The 15,410-nt window shown below is 68.0% G+C and carries 17 protein-coding genes; 13 read left to right on the plus strand and 4 right to left on the minus strand.

Annotation, left to right across the window (positions count from 1 at the left end):
* Nucleotides 1–6 precede the first annotated feature (6 nt).
* The 5 genes from J2W22_RS00220 (at nucleotide 7) to J2W22_RS00240 (ending at nucleotide 4,046) form a co-directional block, all read left to right on the plus strand.
* Nucleotides 7–624, plus strand: coding sequence for a LysE family translocator (locus J2W22_RS00220; RefSeq protein ID WP_307116261.1), 618 nt, complete (start codon nucleotides 7–9; stop codon nucleotides 622–624).
* The gene (locus tag J2W22_RS00225; RefSeq protein WP_307116262.1) at nucleotides 625–1,509 is read left to right on the plus strand and encodes a F0F1 ATP synthase subunit gamma; all 885 of its coding nucleotides are present in this window, start codon (nucleotides 625–627) and stop codon (nucleotides 1,507–1,509) included. It begins immediately after the preceding gene.
* Nucleotides 1,509–2,147 carry a hypothetical protein gene (locus tag J2W22_RS00230; RefSeq protein ID WP_307116263.1) on the plus strand — a complete coding sequence of 213 codons (639 nt, stop codon included), beginning with the start codon at nucleotides 1,509–1,511 and terminating at the stop codon, nucleotides 2,145–2,147. Before J2W22_RS00225 ends, J2W22_RS00230 begins: the two co-directional genes overlap by 1 nt.
* A gap of 1 nt (nucleotide 2,148) precedes the next feature.
* The gene (atpD, locus tag J2W22_RS00235; RefSeq protein WP_307116264.1) at nucleotides 2,149–3,675 is read left to right on the plus strand and encodes a F0F1 ATP synthase subunit beta; all 1,527 of its coding nucleotides are present in this window, start codon (nucleotides 2,149–2,151) and stop codon (nucleotides 3,673–3,675) included.
* 116 nt (nucleotides 3,676–3,791) lie between these two features.
* Nucleotides 3,792–4,046, plus strand: coding sequence for an ATP synthase F1 subunit epsilon (locus tag J2W22_RS00240; RefSeq protein ID WP_307116265.1), 255 nt, complete (start codon nucleotides 3,792–3,794; stop codon nucleotides 4,044–4,046).
* A 120-nt stretch (nucleotides 4,047–4,166) separates the two neighbouring features.
* On the opposite strand, the gene J2W22_RS00245 is transcribed toward J2W22_RS00240, so the two are convergent.
* Nucleotides 4,167–4,595, minus strand: coding sequence for a DUF6265 family protein (locus J2W22_RS00245; RefSeq protein WP_307116266.1), 429 nt, complete (start codon nucleotides 4,593–4,595; stop codon nucleotides 4,167–4,169).
* A gap of 82 nt (nucleotides 4,596–4,677) precedes the next feature.
* Between J2W22_RS00245 and J2W22_RS00250 the strand changes: the two genes are divergently transcribed.
* The 3 genes from J2W22_RS00250 to J2W22_RS00260 all read left to right on the plus strand — a co-directional run bounded on the left by J2W22_RS00250 (nucleotide 4,678) and on the right by J2W22_RS00260 (nucleotide 8,255).
* Entirely contained in the window at nucleotides 4,678–5,385 is a 708-nt protein-coding gene (locus tag J2W22_RS00250) for a helix-turn-helix domain-containing protein (protein ID WP_307116267.1), read from the plus strand.
* 124 nt (nucleotides 5,386–5,509) lie between these two features.
* Nucleotides 5,510–7,072 carry a CpaF family protein gene (locus tag J2W22_RS00255; protein ID WP_307116268.1) on the plus strand — a complete coding sequence of 521 codons (1,563 nt, stop codon included), beginning with the start codon at nucleotides 5,510–5,512 and terminating at the stop codon, nucleotides 7,070–7,072.
* A 25-nt stretch (nucleotides 7,073–7,097) separates the two neighbouring features.
* Nucleotides 7,098–8,255, plus strand: coding sequence for an aspartyl protease family protein (locus J2W22_RS00260; protein ID WP_307116269.1), 1,158 nt, complete (start codon nucleotides 7,098–7,100; stop codon nucleotides 8,253–8,255).
* A gap of 143 nt (nucleotides 8,256–8,398) precedes the next feature.
* Here the strand turns inward: J2W22_RS00260 and J2W22_RS00265 are convergent, their stop codons facing one another.
* On the minus strand, nucleotides 8,399–9,049 hold the full coding sequence (locus tag J2W22_RS00265) for a glutathione S-transferase family protein (RefSeq protein ID WP_307116270.1): 651 nt from the start codon (nucleotides 9,047–9,049) through the stop codon (nucleotides 8,399–8,401).
* A 194-nt stretch (nucleotides 9,050–9,243) separates the two neighbouring features.
* Between J2W22_RS00265 and J2W22_RS00270 the strand changes: the two genes are divergently transcribed.
* On the plus strand, nucleotides 9,244–10,089 hold the full coding sequence (locus J2W22_RS00270) for a retropepsin-like aspartic protease (RefSeq protein ID WP_307116271.1): 846 nt from the start codon (nucleotides 9,244–9,246) through the stop codon (nucleotides 10,087–10,089).
* A gap of 10 nt (nucleotides 10,090–10,099) precedes the next feature.
* Here the strand turns inward: J2W22_RS00270 and J2W22_RS00275 are convergent, their stop codons facing one another.
* Nucleotides 10,100–10,294 carry a hypothetical protein gene (locus J2W22_RS00275; protein ID WP_373422924.1) on the minus strand — a complete coding sequence of 65 codons (195 nt, stop codon included), beginning with the start codon at nucleotides 10,292–10,294 and terminating at the stop codon, nucleotides 10,100–10,102.
* A 45-nt stretch (nucleotides 10,295–10,339) separates the two neighbouring features.
* Between J2W22_RS00275 and J2W22_RS00280 the strand changes: the two genes are divergently transcribed.
* Nucleotides 10,340–11,161 carry a class I SAM-dependent methyltransferase gene (locus J2W22_RS00280; protein ID WP_307116272.1) on the plus strand — a complete coding sequence of 274 codons (822 nt, stop codon included), beginning with the start codon at nucleotides 10,340–10,342 and terminating at the stop codon, nucleotides 11,159–11,161.
* 89 nt (nucleotides 11,162–11,250) lie between these two features.
* Nucleotides 11,251–12,282 (plus strand): methyl-accepting chemotaxis protein, encoded by a 1,032-nt coding sequence (locus J2W22_RS00285; protein WP_307116273.1) that lies wholly within the window; start codon nucleotides 11,251–11,253, stop codon nucleotides 12,280–12,282.
* A gap of 42 nt (nucleotides 12,283–12,324) precedes the next feature.
* On the opposite strand, the gene phaR is transcribed toward J2W22_RS00285, so the two are convergent.
* The gene (gene phaR / locus J2W22_RS00290) at nucleotides 12,325–12,900 is read right to left on the minus strand and encodes a polyhydroxyalkanoate synthesis repressor PhaR (RefSeq protein ID WP_307116274.1); all 576 of its coding nucleotides are present in this window, start codon (nucleotides 12,898–12,900) and stop codon (nucleotides 12,325–12,327) included.
* 88 nt (nucleotides 12,901–12,988) lie between these two features.
* On the opposite strand from phaR, the gene J2W22_RS00295 reads away from it, so the two are divergent.
* Both J2W22_RS00295 and J2W22_RS00300 read left to right on the plus strand, forming a co-directional pair.
* Entirely contained in the window at nucleotides 12,989–13,984 is a 996-nt protein-coding gene (locus tag J2W22_RS00295) for an alpha/beta fold hydrolase (protein ID WP_307117959.1), read from the plus strand.
* Nucleotides 13,985–14,021: 37 nt separating this feature from the next.
* Entirely contained in the window at nucleotides 14,022–15,203 is a 1,182-nt protein-coding gene (locus J2W22_RS00300; protein ID WP_307116275.1) for an acetyl-CoA C-acetyltransferase, read from the plus strand.
* Nucleotides 15,204–15,410: the final 207 nt, after the last annotated feature.

Here is a 15,410-nt window from a genome sequence, read left to right on the forward strand (position 1 = left end):
CAGCCGGTGGCCGACCACTCCCTCCTCGCGTGGACGCTGCTCAGCGTCGGCCTTGTGCTGACGCCCGGGCCGGACACGATGCTCGTCGCGGGTCACGCGGCGCGCGGAGGCGTGCGGGCCGGCCTGGCGGCGGTCTCGGGCGTGGTGCTCGGGGGCCTCTGGTACATGGCGCTGTGCGGCTTCGGCTTCCTCAGCGTCCTGTCGGTCTTCCCGGCGCTGTTCACGGTGGTGAAGACCGCCGGCGCGATCTACCTCGCATGGCTCGGCTTCAAGCTGATCCGCGGGGCGATCCAGCCGGCTCCCGCCACCGCCGAGGCGCCTGCCTTGGGCAAGCCCTTCTGGCAGGGGCTGCTCACCACCGCGCTCAATCCCAAGGTCGCACTGTTCTTCCTCGCCATCCTGCCGCAGTTCGTCGGCACCGGCGCTGATGCCCCGCTCAAGGGGGCGCTGCTGATCGCAGTGCCCTATGTGCTCGGCGGCTTCTGGCTCACCGGTATCGTCTTCGTCGCCGCCCGTGCGGGCCGTGCCGCGAAGCAGAGCAGCGCGATGCGCTGGATCGAGGGCGTTCTCGGTGTCGCATTTGTTGGTCTCGCGGGCCGTCTGGCCCTTGCTCGGAATTCGTAAATGGCAAGTTTGAAGGCCCTCAAGATCCGCATCGGCTCGGTGAAGTCGACGCAGAAGATCACCAAGGCGATGAAGATGGTCGCCGCCGCCAAGCTGCGCCGCGCGCAGGAAGCGGCCGAGGCCGGGCGCCCCTATGCCCAGCGCCTCGAAGGCGTCGTCGCCAGCCTGGCCAGCAAGGTCACGGTGAGCGAGAGCTCGCCCAAGCTGCTCGCCGGCACCGGCAAGGATGACGTGCACCTGCTCATCATCGCCACCAGCGACAAGGGCCTGGCCGGCGCGTTCAACACCAACATCGCCCGCCTGGCCCGCCGCCATGCGCAGGAGCTGCTGGCGCAGGGCAAGACGGTGAAGATCTACACGATCGGCCGCAAGGGCCGCGCCGTGCTGAACCGCCAGTTCCCCAAGAACATCATCCACTCGATCGAGCCGGGCGACCTGGGCAAGCTGAGCTTCGCCGATGCGCGCGGCTATGCCGACGACCTGATCGCGCGCTTCGAGGCGGGCGAGTTCGACGTCGCCACGCTATTCTACTCGACCTTCAAGTCGGTCCTCGCCCAGGAGCCGACCGCGCAGCAGATCATCCCGGTCGCGATCCCGCAGGCCGGCGCGGAAGCTGAAACCGCGGGCATCGCCGCCGTCACCTATGAGCCGGACGAGGAATCGATCCTCGCCGACCTGCTGCCGAGCAATGTCGCGATCCAGCTGTTCCGTGCGATGCGCGAGAATGCCGCGTCGGAGCAGGGCTCGAAGATGACCGCGATGGACAATGCCACGCGCAACGCCGGCGACCTGATCAAGCGCCTCAACACGCTGTACAACCGTCAGCGCCAGGCCGCGATCACCACCGAGCTGGTCGAGATCATCTCGGGCGCCGAGGCGCTCTGATGCGTTTCGCAGTCCCCCTCCTGCTGATCGTGGCTGCGGCCCCGCTCGCGGGCTGCGGGGCTGCGCATGATCCGTCGCTCAACGAGCAGCAGGCCGCCGCCGCGCAGAACCGCGCACCGGACCGCGACAAGGTGATGGCCGATCGCTGGGGCCAGATCTTCAGCAATCCGGCCGCCGTAGTCGCCGCCGCCAACGACTTCGGGTTCAAGGTCGAAGGCTATAAGGCGGCGGGCAAGGGCTTTGCCGCCACCGGCAAGGTCACCTGGCCCGAAGAGCCCAACGGCATCGCCGTCGAGAGCGCCTTCGAGGCGACCGGCGCCAAGGCCGACACGATCGAGACGATCCGCTTCACCTTCGACGTGAAGCATGAAGAGAAGCTCGATGGCCGTGCCCGCGATTCCTACGGCTATGTCCGTCGCATCGTGCTCGGCTTCCTCGCCCGCTTCGAAGTTGGGCCGGGCGACACGATCAACGGCGCCCTCCAGCGCCGCGAATCGGCGAAGGACGTTCAGCACGGCGTCTCCATCATCGTCGACGCCAACCCGATCGGCGGCGGCAACGCCAAGGATCGCCACATCACCGTGACTTTCACCCGCGTCGGGGCTAGTGCCCCCGCCAATCAGACCCAAGGAAAGTAAGATGGCCACCGCAGCCCCGACCGCAGAGAAGCCCGCGCGCAAGCCGCGCGCCGCGAAGCCCAAGGCCGATGCCCCGGGCGCCGTGCCGGCCACGACCAACAATGGCGGCCGCATCAGCCAGGTGATCGGCGCCGTCGTCGACGTCGCCTTCGAAGGCCCGCTGCCGGCGATCCTTTCGGCGCTCGAGACCGACAACAACGGCAACAAGCTCGTCCTCGAGGTCGCCCAGCACCTCGGCGAGAACACCGTCCGCACGATCGCGATGGACTCGACCGAGGGCCTGACCCGCGGCCAGACCGTCACCGACACCGGCAGCCAGATCCGCGTTCCGGTCGGCCCGGCCACGCTCGGCCGCATCCTCAACGTCGTCGGCGAGCCGATCGACGAGCGCGGCCCGGTCGCCACCGACCTGCGCGCGCCGATCCACGCCGAGGCCCCGCTCTTCATCGACCAGTCGACCGAGAGCTCGATCCTCGTCACCGGCATCAAGGTCATCGACCTGCTCGCGCCCTATGCGAAGGGCGGCAAGATCGGCCTGTTCGGCGGCGCCGGCGTGGGCAAGACCGTGCTCATCCAGGAGCTGATCAACAACATCGCCAAGGGCCATGGCGGCACCTCGGTGTTCGCCGGCGTCGGCGAGCGCACCCGTGAGGGCAACGACCTTTACCACGAGTTCCTCGACGCGGGCGTCATCGCCAAGGACGCCGATGGCAACGCGATCTCGGACGGCTCGAAGGTCGCCCTGGTCTATGGCCAGATGAACGAGCCGCCGGGCGCCCGTGCCCGCGTCGCGCTGTCGGGCCTGACGATCGCCGAGTATTTCCGCGACGTCGAAGGCCAGGACGTGCTGTTCTTCGTCGACAACATCTTCCGCTTCACCCAGGCGGGCGCGGAAGTGTCGGCGCTGCTCGGCCGTATTCCTTCGGCCGTGGGCTATCAGCCGACCCTGTCGACCGACATGGGGGCGCTGCAGGAGCGCATCACCTCGACCAACAAGGGCTCGATCACTTCGGTGCAGGCGGTGTACGTCCCCGCGGACGACCTTACCGACCCGGCGCCGGCGACTTCGTTCGCCCACCTCGACGCGACGACCGTGCTCAACCGCGCGATCTCGGAGCTCGGCATCTATCCGGCGGTGGATCCGCTGGACTCGACCAGCCGCGTCCTCGAGCCGCGCGTCGTCGGCCAGGAGCATTACGACACGGCCCGTGCGGTCCAGTCGATCCTGCAGAAGTACAAGTCGCTGCAGGACATCATCGCCATCCTCGGCATGGACGAGCTCTCGGAAGAGGACAAGCTGACCGTCTCGCGCGCCCGCAAGATCCAGCGCTTCCTCTCGCAGCCCTTCCACGTCGCCGAAGTGTTCACCGGCATCCCGGGTGCGTTCGTGCAGATCGAGGACACCATCAAGTCGTTCAAGGCGGTGGTGAACGGTGAGTATGACCACCTGCCGGAAGCGGCCTTCTACATGGTCGGCGGCATCGACCAGGCGGTCGAGAAGGCCAAGAAGCTCGCCGGCGAGGCGTAAGAAGAACTACTCCCTCTCTCCGCTCGCGGGGAGAGGGCCGGGGAGAGGGGCATTTGCCGCTTTCCCCTCTCCCCTGCCCTCTCCCCTGAAGGGGAGAGGGAGAGAAGGCTAAGAAAATGTCCCTCCACTTCGAACTCGTCACGCCCGAAAAGCTCCTCCGTTCGGAGGAAGTGTACATGGTCGTCGTCCCCGGCTCCGAGGGCGATTTCGGCGTGCTCGAAGGCCATGCCCCGCTGATGTCGACCATCCGCGACGGCAATCTGGAGATCTACAAGGCCGGCGCCACCACGCCCGAGACGATCCGCATCGAAGGCGGGTTCGCCGAAGTGAACGAGAAGGGCCTGACGGTTCTCGCCGAAAAGGCCGGCTGACACGACGAAATGCCGACGGGTTCGCCCCGTCGGCTCCGTCTCCCGACGAAAGTCGGGATCCACCCGGGAAGCTCTCGTCCCGCTTTCGCGGCCCGGGTCCCGGCTTTCACCCCAGACGAACTACTGGCCCGCGCGCCGATAGCGCCACCGCATCGGCTTGCTGCCATCGGCCAGCGAAATCTCCGCCATCAGCAGCTCTCCCTCGCGCCAGTAGCGGACGCGCTGCGGATAGTCGTGCGCGGCGTTGACGAACGCCACGCTCTGCGGCGCGGAGGCCGCTCCCGCGAAATCGGTGGCCGTCTGGCCCGGCGGCTCGGCATGGAAGACGAGCTTGCCCGCCTCGTCGGTGATCCGCATCGGCTCGCGCCGCTCGCCCTTGGCCGACGTCGTGACCGTCTCGCCGCGCATGACATGATCCGCGCCCATCGGCTGCCAGGTCTCGCAGGTCGTCCGGCCATTGAGCGGCTCGGTGCACCATTTGCCGACCAACCAGTCGAGCGGCTCCGGCGACAGTCCCAGCCCGGCGAGCAGCATGATGTTCGCGATCATCCTCGATCCTCCCTGTTTCGCCCGACGCTATGCCCGTGCGGCGACACTGGCTTGAACGCACGCGACATGCGAGGTTCGGCGCATGGACTATGCCGAGTTGCCCCTGCCGCCCGCGCTCGACGGCCTTGTCGCCGCGGTATGGACGCTCGCGGCAAGCGAGCCGGGCTGGGTCGAGCATGAGGCGACTCCGGACGGCTGCGTCGAGCTGATCCACCGTTCCGCCGGCCGTTCCGAATGGCGGCGCGACCAGCCGGAATTCTTCGCCACCGGCCTCTCGCCCCATCCGATCCGCTTCGGCTTCAGCGGCGATGCGCGCTTCACCGCGATCAAGCTCTGGCCCTGGGCCTGGCACGCGCTCGGCGGTCCGCCCTGCCCCGGCTTCGCCGACGACTGGGTCGCGGTGGCGCCCGATTCGCCGCTCGCCGACCTGCTGCGAGGCGCCCCGGTCGCCAAGCTGACCGCAGCGCTTGCCGGCATCGAGCCGCCGCCGCTTGCCCGCGCCGTCCTCGCCTCGACCAGCGTCGCCGACATCTCGGCAGCCACCGGCCTGCCCCATCGCCGGCTGCAGCGCATCTTCGCGCGCGAGCTGGGGCTGGCGCCGCGCACCTATCTGCGCCTGCTGCGCTTCCGCGAGGCGCTGCAAGACATCCAGCAAGGCGGGGACAATCTCGCCGATACCGCCGCCGCGCGCGGCTATGCCGACCAGGCGCACATGGCGCGCGACTTCCGCGCACTCGCCGGCGTTCCGCCCAGCGGGGCGCGCATCCGTGCCAAGGGACCGTTCCTCTAGGCCGGCGCGTTTACCCGGCCTGCACCTTTGCCGGTCCATCTCCGTAACAAGCGGGGTTACCGGGTTAGGTAAATATCAAGCCTTGGCCGGTAACACCTCTCGGTCGAGGGGACATTGGGTTCTGATGAGCGCTTTCGGACGACGCAGCGGATTGGGTGGTGGACCGGCAGGCCGGCCGGCGTTCGGCGTTGCGCGCCCGATGCAGGGCGGCGGACCGCTGCCCCGCCCGGTCGATCCCGCCCCGCTGGGCGGCGACCAGTTCCCGCCGATCAATTCCGTGCCGCTTCCGGGCCAGGGCGCCATGCCCGACCCGATGGCCGAGCGCGATCCCAACGGCCCCAGCATCGCCAGCGCAGAGGCGCTCCAGCGCCTCGCCGACCGCCAGGCCGCCGCGGGTGAGCAGGGCAATTCGCGCGTCGAAGGCTTCGAGGCTTCGATCCACCGCATCAAGGAACAGGTGCTTCCGCGCCTGCTCGAGCGAGTCGATCCCGAGGCCGCCGCCACGCTCAGCAAGGACGAGCTGGCCGAGGAATTCCGCCCGATCATCGGCGAAGTGCTCGCCGAACTGAAGCTGACCCTGAACCGGCGCGAGCAGTTCGCGCTCGAGAAGGTGCTGGTCGACGAGCTGCTCGGCCTCGGGCCGCTCGAAGAGCTGCTCGCCGATCCGGCCATCTCGGACATCATGGTCAACGGCCCCGAGCAGACCTTTGTCGAGCGCAAGGGCAAGCTCGAGCTCGCGAACATCCAGTTCCGCGACGAGGAGCATCTGTTCCAGATCGCGCAGCGCATCTGCAACTCGGTCGGCCGCCGCGTCGACCAGACCACGCCGCTCGCCGACGCCCGCCTCAAGGACGGCAGCCGCGTCAACGTGATCGTGCCGCCGCTGAGCTTGCGCGGCACCGCGATCTCGATTCGTAAATTCTCGGCCAAGCCGATCACGCTCGACATGATGGCCCAGGGCGGGTCGATGTCGCAGAAGATGGCGACCGCGCTCAAGATCGCCGGCGCCAGCCGCTTCAACATCGTCATCTCGGGCGGCACCGGCTCGGGCAAGACGACGATGCTCAACGCGCTGTCGAAGATGATCGACCCGGGCGAGCGCGTGCTGACGATCGAGGACGCGGCCGAACTCCGCCTGCAGCAGCCGCACTGGCTGCCGCTCGAAACCCGTCCGCCCAACCTCGAAGGCCAGGGCGAGATCACCATCCGCGACCTGGTGAAGAACGCGCTGCGTATGCGCCCGGACCGGATCATCCTGGGCGAAATCCGCGGCAGCGAGTGTTTCGACATGCTCGCCGCCATGAACACCGGCCATGACGGCTCGATGTGTACGCTCCACTCCAACTCTCCGCGCGAGGCGCTCGCCCGTATGGAGAACATGGTGATGATGTCGGACATCAAGGTGCCGAAGGAAGCGATCAGCCGCCAGATCGCCGATTCGGTCGACCTGATCATCCAGGTGAAGCGCCTGCGCGACGGTTCGCGCCGTGTGACCAACGTCACCGAGGTGATCGGCATGGAAGGCCCGGTGATCGTCACCCAGGAGCTGTTCAAGTTCGAGTATCTCGACGAGAGCGCCGACGGCAAGATCATCGGCGAGTATCGCTCGATGGGCCTGCGCCCCTATACGCTCGACAAGGCCAAGCAGTATGGCTTCGACCAGGCGCTGCTCGAGGCGTGCCTCTGATCGCCTGACCGGCTAGGCTGGGTCGGTGCTGTCCTTTCTCTTGCCCCTCGCGGTCTTTCTCGGCCTCGCCTCCCCGCCTGCAATCGAGGAGGCGAAGGACGGCATCACCCTGGCGCCCGACAGCGAGGCGCGCTGGATCGCCTTCGACCTGACGCCCTCCAACCAGATCCGCTTCGAGGCGGTGCTCAACGGCCGGGCGGTGCGCGCGGTGCTCGACACCGGGCTGACCAACACGCTCGCCACCCAGGATTTCGCCGCTCGCGCCCGGCTCGCCATCGGCCGGCGCCAGCGCGCGCTGGCGATCGGCGGCGGGGTCGAGGTCGCCTGGGCGCCGGGCGGGACACTGGTGATGGGCGGGCTCACAAGGCGCGGCGGGCGCATCGTCATTCCCGATGCGCCGGGGCAGGACCGGTTCGGCGCCGACCTGCTGATCGGCAGCGACGTGCTGAGCTGCTGCGCGCTCGACATCGACTATGCGGTGCGCCGCTTCCGCATCCTGCCCAGCGGCCGCATGCCCTTCACGGGCCACACCGCACCGCTGTCGCTCCAGCACGGCTCCGAAGTGCCGGTCACCGAGATCCGGCTGGGCGGCGCGCGGCTGCGGCCGATGATCGTCGATACCGGCGACGGCGCCGCGGTGACGCTGAGCCGCGCCGCCTGGACCAGCGCCAATTATCGCGGCGCCACCCTCACCACTACGCTGGGCTGGGGTATCGGCGGCGCGCTGGTCAGCGAGGCCGCGGTCATCCCCGGCTTCACCCTGGGCGGCAGCACCCTGCCCGAGACCGAGGTCCGCATCGAAGGCGAAGGCGGCTATTCCACCGCCGCCGGCGCCGCCGGACGGATCGGCACCGGGCTGCTGCTGCGCTACCGCGTGCTGCTCGATCCGCGCGCGGGGCGGATGGTGCTCCAGCCCGCCGGCGCGCCCGCCACGCCGGTGCTGCGCTCGACCAGCGGGCTGCTGCTTGGCGCCGAGGATGCGCATCTGCGCGTGCTCCACGTCATGCGCGGCTCGCCCGCCGAGGCAGGCGGCTGGCGCGAGGGCGAGACGATCTGCGCCGCCGATGGCGTGGCGGTCGCGGGCCGCCCGATCGACTGGAGCGCAGGGACGCCGGGACGCGTGGTGACACTCACCCTGTGTGGCGGCCGCGAGCGCCAGTTGACGCTGCGAAAGTTCTATTAGGGCTGGCTGCGCCACCTCATTTTTCCCCGGCGAAGGCCGGGGTCCAGACTAAGCAGTGCGCGGCGAAGACGCGCCAAAGGCGCGTAACTTTCAAGTCTGGGCCCCGGCCTTCGCCGGGGAAAAGCATGGCAGGTCGGCTCCCGCTAGGCATCCGCCTCCGCCAGCGCCGCCACCCAGGCCTTGGTATCGGTGCACTTGTCCATCGCCCGCCTGTAGCCGGCGCGGCCGGTGGTGCGGGCAAGATAGGCCAGCTCGTCCTCGCGCAGCACGGCACCCTTCGTCCGCTCGGCGAACTGGAGCGCGTAGCTGATCGAGATGTCGGCGGCGGTGAAGGCCTCGCCCGCCATGTACGGCGCCTGCGTCAGCTGCCGCGCGACGATCCCGCGCCGGCTCTCGAACCAGTCGAGGCTGGCGCGGGCGCTCCAATTGTCCTTCTCGCCCTCGGGCGCGAGGATGTTGGTGGCGACGAAGACGAACACAAAGGTCGCCATGCCGGCTTCGCCCAGATGGAGGAATTGCTGGTAGAGCGGGAATGCCGGATCGGCCGGCTGCGGGGCCAGCGGCGAGGGTCCGTAGCGCCCCAGCAGATATTCGAGGATCGCGATGGATTCGACCAGGACGACCTCGCCGTCCTGCAGCGCCGGGATGAACCCGGCCGGGTTGATCGCCAGGAATTCGGGGTCGTTCTCCACCCCGGCGAGCATATCCACCGGCCGCAGCCGCCAGGGCAGGCCCAGTTCCTCGAGCAGCCATGCCACCCGGAACCCCCGGCCTTCGCCCCATAATGTGATCATCGCACAAACCTCCATTGTCCGGCCGATCCTATCGCATAACCGACACCGTGCGCAGGCCCGCCGGCACGCGGGATTGACGGGCATTCGCCCAGGTGTATCATTTCAATAACTCACAGGCGGTTGGGGCGGGCATGGGCTGGAAGGCGACACTGACGGTTTGCGGCGCGATTGCAGGGGCCATAGCCACGCCCGCAATGGCCCAATCAGCCTCGCCCGCCAGCCCTGCCGTCTGCGCACTGGCGACAACTGCGCCCGACAGCGCCGTGCTCAGCGTGCCGTTCGAGATCGTCGATGGTCGCATCTATGTTCGGGTGCAAGTCAATGGCCAGGGGCCCTTCCGCTTCGCCGTAGACACTGGCGCCAGCGGCATGGGCCGCGCGGATGCTAGCCTGGTCGCGACGCTGCGCCTGCCTGTCACCGGCGCGGCGACAACATCGGATGCGATGGCCAGCGCGCGCGTGGATACGGTCCGGCTGGCCTCTGTCGAACTGGGCGGGCTTGTTCGCCGCGACCTCGAAGTGATGACCCGCGACTATAGCGGGAGGATGGCCCCGGAAGCGGCCTTTGCCGGCATCCTCGGCCGTGCCTTCTTCGCCGACGGACTGCTGGTGCTCGACTATCCGCGGCGGCGGCTGACGTTCACGCGCGGCCCCGGCCTCAGGCGCGGCGAACCCGGCGTGCTCGGCTATACCCGCGCCTTCCGCGTGCCGGTGACCATCGACGCAGTCGCAGCCGAAGGCAATCTGGATACCGGCGCCAATGTCGCCTTCGTGCTGCCACAGCCGCTGTTCGATCGCCTCGGTGGCGGCACGATCGCCGCAGCAGGAGAGGGCACGCTCACCAACACCACGGTGAAGACCGGCAGCGCGACCTTGCACGGCCCCTTCCGGATCGGCGTAGCCACGCTCTCCGACGTGACGGTTCGAGTCTCGGACAAATATCCCGAGCTTCTGGTCGGCGCGCACGCCTTGCAACATTTCACGCTGCTCATCGACCAGCGCGCCTCCAGTGTCGCGCTATGCCCGGCAAAAGCGCCCTGACGCATCCGCCTTACCGCAAATTCAGCGCAACGCTCGCCAGGATTACCGCGCCCAGCATCGCCATCACCTGGAGGAACTGCCAGGGCACGAAACCGACATCGTCGATCCGCTTGCGCTTGCGCCGGCGATGCTCGCCCAGACCGCTGACCACCGCGATCACCGCCGCGCCCGCCGCCCCGAGCCATAATTGTAGTTGCATCGTCACAAAAATCCCCCAAATGCGCGGACGACATCTAGGGAGGGAATTCGCGTGCGCCAGACCCTGACCATCCTTGCCGTGTTCACCACCGCCGCCGCAGTGGCCAGCGTCGCCACCGGCGCTCCCCAGATGCAGCGCCAGACGATCGCCGAAGCGGTCGCCTCGCCCACCCGCTCGCCGGCCAATGTCGCGCGCGACCAGTATCGCCATCCGGTCGACACGCTCAATTTCTTCGGGGTGAAGCCCGGCAACACCGTGGTCGAGATCTGGCCGGGCGGCGGCTGGTACACCGAGATCCTCGCCCCGCTCACCCGGGCAAAGGGCAGCTATTACGCGGCAGTGGGCCCCGATTTCCCCAATGGCGGCAAGGCGGTCGAAACACTCAAGGCCAAGGACACGGCGCTCTACGGCCATGCCCAGCTCGTCGCCTTCCCTGCCCAGGCCGGCCAGCCCAAGGTGCCGGACGGCACTGCCGACGTCGTGCTGACCTTCCGCAACGTCCATAACTGGCGGATGGGCTACAAGCGCGGCAACGTGGATTACTCGCCCGAGGCGTTCGCCCAGATGTTCGCGATGCTCAAGAAGGGCGGCACGCTCGGCATCGAGGATCATCGCCTGCCCGAGAGCGCCAGCGCCGAGCGCGAGAAGACCAGCGGCTATATCAAGGTCTCGACCGTGCGCCGGTTGGCCGAGCAGGCCGGCTTCAAGTTCGTCGGCGCGTCGGAGGTCAACGCCAATCCGCGCGATACCGCGGACTGGCCCCAGGGGGTGTGGACGCTGCCGCCGAGCTACACGCTCAAGGACGTCGATCGCGCCAAGTACGCGGCGATCGGCGAGAGCGACCGGATGACGCTCAAGTTCCGGAAACCATGAGCAGATTCCACCGAAGCGGTTTCGACTCAACGCAGGATTAACCAATTCGGATTAGGCACTGGAACGTGCCGCGCCGAATTCGAACCCTTTTGTCGGTCCTCCGCGAGGAAGTGGACAGCTATGCCGCGACCAGCGAGGAGATCGCTGCGCGCACCAATCTGCTCGCGCTGAACGCCGCGATCGAGGCCGCCCGCTCGGGCGAGGCCGGGCGCGGCTTCTCGGTGGTGGCGCAGGAAGTGAAGGCGCTGGCCCAGCAGGCGCGCGGCGCATCGATCGAATTCCGCTCCGAAGTGCGCGAGCGCCTCGCCATGGGGGCGGGCATCGCCGATGAGATGGTCAGCGAGATCGAGGGCACCCGCCTGGTCGAGCTCGCCCAGGCGCTGATCCAGAATGTCAGCCGCCATCTCTATGGCCGCAGCATCGACCTGCGGGTGATGGCATCCGATTCCGAGGTGATCGCCGCGCTGGAAGATCCCTCGCCCGAGACGATCGCCGCCGCCGATGCGCGGCTGGCGATGCTGACCGGCATCTCGCCTTATTATGTCAACGCCTTCCTCGCCAACCATGAGGGCAAGGTGATCGCCGCGTCCGATCCGCATGCGCGGGTGCGCGGCGTCGACCTGGCGAACGCGCCGCAATATCTGAACGCGATGCGCAGCCACCGCCGCGACGAATGGTTCACCGACGAAGTGTGGCTCAATCCCTATTCGGACCACCGCGCGGTGCTGGTCTTCGTCAACGGCGTGCGCCCGCGCGGCCGCGACGGCCGGCCACTCGGCGCCTTCTATCTCGAATTCGACTGGGAGGGGCACATCCCCGCCATCATCTCGGACCGCTCGCTGTTCGGCGAGCGCGACTGGGGGCGGACGAGCATCTCGATCGTCGACGAGCAGGATCGGATCGTCGCGAGCTCCTCGGGCAAACGCCACGGCGAGCATGTCGCGCTGCCGCCCAATGCGGTGCGGGGTGCCGAGGTGCGCGGCGACAGCACGATCGCCTTCGCCAGTGCCACCGATTATCACGGCTTCACCGGCCTCGGACTGCGCTGCGTGATCGAGCAGAAGATGCCGACGCTGGAGGAAATCCGCGCGGCATTGGGTGGGCTGCGGGGGCGGGGTTAGTTCTAGAAAGCTCCCCTCCCTTCCAGGGAGGGGAAGCGATGATTATTTCGCCAGCTTCTCGATCTTGTCCTGCAGCCGGGCCAGCTCCGCCTTCAGCGCGGCGACGTCATCGCCCTCGCTGGCAGCCGGAGCAGCGGTCGGCGCGGCAGCCGCGCCCGGAGCACCCGGCGTCGCGCCAGGCTTGAACGCCTGGGTCGCCGCCTCGAAGATCTCCATGTTGCGCTTGGCCATCTCGGCGAAGGGCGAGTTGGCGAAGGCACCCTCGACCGCCGACTTGAACTGCTGCTGGTTGCGGCGGAAGCTCTCCATCGAGGCTTCCAGATAGCCCGGCACCATCGCCTGCATCGAATCGCCGTAGAGCGCGATCAGCTGGCGCAGGAAGTTGACCGGCAGCATGGTCTGTCCGCGCTGCTCCTCTTCCATGATGATCTGGGTGAGGACATTATGGGTGATGTCCTCCTCGGTCTTGGCATCGACGACCTTGAAATCGCGCCCCTCGCGCGTCATCGCGGCGAGATGGTCCAGCGTGATGTAGGACGAGGTTTCGGTGTTGTAGAGACGCCGGTTCGCGTACTTCTTGATGATGACCGGTCCCGTACCAGCAGCGCTTTTCTTCATCTAAGGCCCCCAGGTGAGTGAAACATATCTATCATCGTTTCATTCTGCGGCGCAACACGGACCGCGCCCCCTTCCGCTGTTCCTCTCGCTGTTGCGCAGCGAGACCGCAGCATCGCCCGAGCGGCGCGCCGCCGCGCTGGCCGGACTGAAGGCCTATCAGGAGGCGGAAAGGCCGCCCGAGCGCGCGCTCAAGCCCGCAATCGCCACGGCCGGCCGCGCGTCCCTGCGCGACTATGGCGGCGACGGGCCGCCGGTCGTCTTCGTCCCCTCGCTGATCAATCCGCCCTTCATCCTCGATCTTGCGCCGGGCAATTCGCTGCTCGAATGGCTGGCGACTCAAGGGCTTCGGCCGCTTCTTGTAGACTGGGGCACGCCTGATCCGACGGATCGCGACCAGGGCGTGGACGCGCATATCACCGCGCTGCTGCTCCCGCTGCTGGATGCGCTCGACGAACCGCCACTGCTCGCCGGCTATTGCCTGGGGGGCACGCTGGCGATGGCCGGCGCGGCGCTGCGGCCGGCGCGCGGGCTGGTGACGATCGCCGCGCCCTGGCGCTTCCGCCGCTATGGCGATCTCGCGCGCGCAGCCATTGCATCGCAATGGGAAGCCGCCCAGCCCGCCTGTGCGCAGCTCGGGCTGGTGCCGATGGAAGTGCTGCAGGCGGGCTTCTGGCAGCTCGATCCCGCCCGCACCATCGCCAAGTTCGAGCGATTCGCCCGAATCGAACCGGACAGCGACCAGGCCCGGGCGTTCATCGCATTGGAGGACTGGGCGAATGCCGGCGCGCCGCTGACCTATGCCGCGGGCGCGCAGATGTTCGAGCGCTTCTTCAAGACCGATCGCCCCGGAAGCGGCCGCTGGTGGGTGGAGGGAACGCGCGTCCTGCCCTCCCGCCTCGCCTGCCCCGCGCTCGAACTGCTCTCGACCACCGACCGGATCGTCCCCGCCGCCACCGCCGCGAACCTGCCCGAGCGGAGGAGCCTCGCACTCGGCCATGTCGGGATGATCGTCGGCGGGCAGGCGCGGGCAATGGTGTGGGAGCCCTTGCGCGACTGGCTTCTTGCCGCAGCGCACCCTAAATAGCCGCCAAACAACAGAACCACCCGCAGGAGTCCCGAGCATGGCCAACCCGAACGACGTCGTCATCATCGCCGCCAAGCGCACCCCGGTGGGCGCATTCCTCGGCGCATTTGGCAGCACCCCCGCGCACGAGCTGGGCCGTGTCGCGATCGAGGCCGCGCTCGAGCAGGCCGGCGTGAAGGGCGAGGAAGTCAGCGAGGTCATCCTCGGCCAGGTGCTCACCGCCGCCCAGGGCCAGAACCCCGCCCGCCAGGCCTCGATGGCCGCCGGCGTGCCCAAGGAAGTGCCGGCGTGGAGCGTGCAGCAGGTCTGCGGCTCGGGCCTGCGCGCCGTGGCGCTTGCCGCCCAGGCGATCCAGACCGGCGATTCGACCATCGTCGTCGCCGGCGGCCAGGAGAGCATGTCGCTCGCCAACCACGCCCAGGCGCTGCGTGCAGGTGCGAAGATGGGCGACGTCACCCTGGTCGACACGATGATCAAGGACGGCCTGACCGACGTGTTCAACGGCTATCACATGGGCATCACTGCCGAGAACCTGGCCGAGCAGTACCAGGTCACCCGCGTCGAGCAGGACGAGTTCGCCGTCGCCTCGCAGAACAAGGCCGAGAAGGCGCGCGCTGAGGGCCGGTTCAAGGACGAGATCGCCCCGGTGACGATCAAGGGTCGCAAGGGCGACACCGTCGTCTCCGACGACGAATATATCCGCGCCGGCGCCACGATCGACAGCGTTTCGGGCCTGCGCCCGGCGTTCAAGAAGGACGGCACCGTCACCGCCGCCAATGCCTCGGGCCTCAACGACGGCGCTGCAGCATTGGTCGTGATGCGCCGCGACGAAGCCGAGAAGCGCGGCGCATCGATCCTGGCGACGATTCGGAGCTGGGCGACCGCCGGCGTCGACCCTTCGATCATGGGAATCGGCCCGGTCCCGGCGTCGAAGAAAGCGCTCGAGAAGGCCGGCTGGAGCATTGCCGATCTCGACCTGATCGAAGCCAATGAGGCGTTCGCGGCGCAGGCGCTTTCGGTCGGCAAGGAGCTTGGCTGGGACGCCAGCAAGGTCAACGTCAATGGCGGCGCGATCGCCATCGGCCACCCGATCGGCGCCTCGGGCGCGCGCGTCCTGACCACGCTGATCTACGAGATGCAGAAGCGCGATGCGAAGAAGGGCCTCGCCACGCTCTGCATCGGCGGCGGTATGGGAATCGCCATGTGCGTCGAGCGCTGAGCGGCTTTCGCTGTGTATCGAAATGTTTCTGACGCAGCATGCCTTAGTGTGTTGATGCACTAGGTCACATTCTGAATGTTACATTAACCCGGCCATGCTTGAAATTTAGCGCGCCTGACAGTCTCTTTTCTGCAACAGTGACAATTGAATTACGCCGGGCAATGTTTCCCTCTCTTGCAGTGCGGAAACATGTCCGTCTCACTGTGT

The sequence above is a fragment of the Sphingomonas kyeonggiensis genome (assembly GCF_030812785.1).
Taxonomy (GTDB): Bacteria; Pseudomonadota; Alphaproteobacteria; order Sphingomonadales; family Sphingomonadaceae; genus Sphingomonas; species Sphingomonas kyeonggiensis_B.

Bases quoted from the DNA above. Each gene is read 5' to 3' on its own strand.
- J2W22_RS00265 (WP_307116270.1), bottom strand. From the start codon at position 9,049: ATGATCACATTATGGGGCGAAGGCCGGGGGTTCCGGGTGGCATGGCTG.
- atpD (WP_307116264.1), top strand. From the start codon at position 2,149: ATGGCCACCGCAGCCCCGACCGCAGAGAAGCCCGCGCGCAAGCCGCGC.
- J2W22_RS00270 (WP_307116271.1), top strand. From the start codon at position 9,244: ATGGCCCAATCAGCCTCGCCCGCCAGCCCTGCCGTCTGCGCACTGGCG.
- J2W22_RS00255 (WP_307116268.1), top strand. From the start codon at position 5,510: ATGAGCGCTTTCGGACGACGCAGCGGATTGGGTGGTGGACCGGCAGGC.
- J2W22_RS00230 (WP_307116263.1), top strand. From the start codon at position 1,509: ATGCGTTTCGCAGTCCCCCTCCTGCTGATCGTGGCTGCGGCCCCGCTC.
- J2W22_RS00300 (WP_307116275.1), top strand. From the start codon at position 14,022: ATGGCCAACCCGAACGACGTCGTCATCATCGCCGCCAAGCGCACCCCG.
- J2W22_RS00225 (WP_307116262.1), top strand. From the start codon at position 625: ATGGCAAGTTTGAAGGCCCTCAAGATCCGCATCGGCTCGGTGAAGTCG.
- J2W22_RS00250 (WP_307116267.1), top strand. From the start codon at position 4,678: ATGGACTATGCCGAGTTGCCCCTGCCGCCCGCGCTCGACGGCCTTGTC.
- phaR (WP_307116274.1), bottom strand. From the start codon at position 12,900: ATGAAGAAAAGCGCTGCTGGTACGGGACCGGTCATCATCAAGAAGTAC.
- J2W22_RS00245 (WP_307116266.1), bottom strand. From the start codon at position 4,595: ATGATCGCGAACATCATGCTGCTCGCCGGGCTGGGACTGTCGCCGGAG.
- J2W22_RS00240 (WP_307116265.1), top strand. From the start codon at position 3,792: ATGTCCCTCCACTTCGAACTCGTCACGCCCGAAAAGCTCCTCCGTTCG.